General features: G+C 56.9%; 2 rRNA genes. Both read right to left on the bottom strand.

The features are described from left to right. Positions 1-5: 5 nt before the first annotated feature. A 5S ribosomal RNA gene (rrf, locus tag R6Y94_RS44500) occupies positions 6-122 on the bottom strand. Between the two features lie 99 nt (positions 123-221). Then, positions 222-3,331 (bottom strand): 23S ribosomal RNA (locus R6Y94_RS44495). Between the last annotated feature and the right edge of the window lie 310 nt (positions 3,332-3,641).

The raw sequence follows: 3,641 nt of genomic DNA, 5'->3' as shown, positions 1-3,641 counted from the left end.
AAGATGTCCGGCGGCGTCTTACTCTCCCACACCCTCCCGAGTGCAGTACCATCAGCGCTGGAAGGCTTAGCTTCCGGGTTCGGAATGTAACCGGGCGTTTCCCCTCCGCCATAACCGCCGTAACCCTATCAACAACACAAACAACAATCCCTCATCCACACGCAAGGGAACCTCTTGTTGTTCGTTTGCTGTGAATCACACAGTGGACGCGTAGCAGCTTTGTAGTCAAGTCCTCGGCTTATTAGTACCGGTCAACTGAACCAGTTACCTGGCTTACATCTCCGGCCTATCAACCCAGTCGTCTCACTGGGAGCCTTACCCCCATCACTGGGGTGGGATACCTCATCTTGAAGCAGGCTTCCCGCTTAGATGCTTTCAGCGGTTATCCCTCCCGAACGTAGCCAACCAGCCGTGCCCCTGGCGGGACAACTGGCACACCAGAGGTTCGTCCGTCCCGGTCCTCTCGTACTAGGGACAGCCCTTCTCAAGTATCCTACGCGCACGGCGGATAGGGACCGAACTGTCTCACGACGTTCTAAACCCAGCTCGCGTACCGCTTTAATGGGCGAACAGCCCAACCCTTGGGACCTGCTACAGCCCCAGGATGCGACGAGCCGACATCGAGGTGCCAAACCATCCCGTCGATATGGACTCTTGGGGAAGATCAGCCTGTTATCCCCGGGGTACCTTTTATCCGTTGAGCGACACCGCTTCCACACGCAAGTGCCGGATCACTAGTCCCGACTTTCGTCCCTGCTCGACCCGTCAGTCTCACAGTCAAGCTCCCTTATACACTTACACTCAACACCTGATTGCCAACCAGGCTGAGGGAACCTTTGGGCGCCTCCGTTACATTTTAGGAGGCAACCGCCCCAGTTAAACTACCCACCAGACACTGTCCCTGAACCCGATAAGGGCCCGAAGTTAGATACCCAAACCAACCAGAGTGGTATTTCAAGATTGCCTCCACCCATACTGGCGTATGGACTTCACCGGCTCCCACCTATCCTACACAAGCTAATTCAGATACCAATGTCAAGCTATAGTAAAGGTCCCGGGGTCTTTCCGTCCTGCCGCGCGTAACGAGCATCTTTACTCGTACTGCAATTTCGCCGGGCCTGTGGTTGAGACAGTGGGGAAGTCGTTACGCCATTCGTGCAGGTCGGAACTTACCCGACAAGGAATTTCGCTACCTTAGGATGGTTATAGTTACCACCGCCGTTTACTGGCGCTTAAGTTCTCAGCTTCGCCCCGAAAGACTAACCGGTCCCCTTAACGTTCCAGCACCGGGCAGGCGTCAGTCCATATACATCGAATTACTTCTTCGCATGGACCTGTGTTTTTAGTAAACAGTCGCTTCCCCCTGCTCTCTGCGGCCATACAACGCTCCACCCGCAAAGGGGCTTCACGTCTCCGGCCCCCCTTCTCCCTAAGTTACGGGGGCAATTTGCCGAGTTCCTTAACCACAGTTCACCCGATCGCCTCGGTATTCTCTACCTGACCACCTGTGTCGGTTTAGGGTACGGGCCGCTCGGAACTCGCTAGAGGCTTTTCTCGGCAGCATAGGATCACTGACTTCACCTGAATCGGCTCGGCATCACGTCTCAGCCACATGCACCACGGATTTGCCTATGGTACGGCCTACACGCTTACCCCGGCACAACCACCGGCCGGGCTCAGCTACCTTCCTGCGTCACCCCATCGCTTGACTACTACCCGCCAGGTTCCCACGCTCCCCACCCTCAACCCGAAGGTCTCGGACGGTTCAGGCGGTTAGCACAACGAGGTTCATCACGGGCGCTCCTACACGGGTACGGGAATATCAACCCGTTATCCATCGACTACGCCTCTCGGCCTCGCCTTAGGCCCCGACTCACCCAGGGCGGATTAACCTGGCCCTGGAACCCTTGGTCATCCGGCGGAAGGGTTTCTCACCCTTCTTTCGCTACTCATGCCTGCATTCTCACTCGTGCCGCGTCCACAACTGGGTCACCCCGCTGCTTCACCCCCGGCACGACGCTCCCCTACCCATCCACACACCTGCACAACCACCCGAAAGTGACCGCGAAGTAAAATGTGAATGCCACAGCTTCGGCGGTGTACTTGAGCCCCGCTACATTGTCGGCGCGGAACCACTTGACCAGTGAGCTATTACGCACTCTTTAAAGGATGGCTGCTTCTAAGCCAACCTCCTGGTTGTCTATGCGACCCCACATCCTTTTCCACTTAGCACACGCTTAGGGGCCTTAGCTGGCGATCTGGGCTGTTTCCCTCTCGACTACGAAGCTTATCCCCCGCAGTCTCACTGCCGCGCTCTCACTTACCGGCATTCGGAGTTTGGCTGATTTCAGTAACCTTGTAGGGCCCCTAGACCATCCAGTGCTCTACCTCCGGCAAGAAACACACGACGCTGCACCTAAATGCATTTCGGGGAGAACCAGCTATCACGGAGTTTGATTGGCCTTTCACCCCTAACCACAGGTCATCCCCCAACTTTTCAACGTTGGTGGGTTCGGCCCTCCACGCGGTCTTACCCACGCTTCAGCCTGCCCATGGCTAGATCACCCCGCTTCGGGTCTAGAACACGCGACTACACGCCCTATTAAGACTCGCTTTCGCTACGGCTACCCCACACGGGTTAACCTCGCCACATGCCACTAACTCGCAGGCTCATTCTTCAAAAGGCACGCCGTCACCCCTAAAGGCTCCGACGGATTGTAGGCGAACGGTTTCAGGTACTATTTCACTCCCCTCCCGGGGTACTTTTCACCATTCCCTCACGGTACTCGTCCGCTATCGGTCACCAGGAAGTATTTAGGCTTACCAGGTGGTCCTGGCAGATTCACGGCAGATTACAGGAGTCCGCCGCTACTCGGGAACACCCACAAGGAAGACCAGCTGCTTTCACCTACCGGACTATCACCGCCTACGGTTGGCTTTTCCACACCATTCAGCTAACAACTGGCTTTATAACTCCCCGGAAGAGTGTCAGCTCTCCCCATGAGGTCCCACAACCCCGACCACGCAACCCCTGACAGGTATCACACGCAACCGGTTTAGCCTCAATCCGCTTTCGCTCGCCACTACTCACGGAATCACTATTGTTTTCTCTTCCTACGGGTACTGAGATGTTTCACTTCCCCGCGTTCCCTCCACACACCCTATGAATTCAGGTGCAGGTGACACCACATGACTGGTGCCAGGTTACCCCATTCGGACACCCTGGGATCACAGCTCGGTTGACAGCTCCCCCAGGCCTATCGCGGCCTCCCACGTCCTTCATCGGCTCCTGGTGCCAAGGCATCCACCGTTCGCCCTTGACAACTTGACCACAAAGATGCTCGCGTCCACTGTGTAATTCTCAACAAACGACCAACCCACAACCCACCACCCCACACCAGCAACCCCACCCCAAAGGAAAGGACCCGGTATGCGAGGCCAGGCCATGCCTGGCAGCCCGACGAGCAAACGCCCGCCCACGGCCAACCCGAAGAACCAACCACACGGTTGTTCCCTCAGGACCCAACAGGATGCCCTACACCCCACCCAGCCGCACCAAGCCCGTTCCACCACCCCCACACAGGAAGATGCGTACTAGAACCCGGCCGCTGCCAGGCAAGACTCGCCAGTGTCTCCGCCAA

Origin of the sequence: Plantactinospora sp. KLBMP9567, from assembly GCF_033446045.1 — a bacterium.
Classification (GTDB): domain Bacteria; phylum Actinomycetota; class Actinomycetes; order Mycobacteriales; family Micromonosporaceae; genus Plantactinospora.
This window is presented reverse-complemented; position numbering and strand designations above follow the sequence as displayed.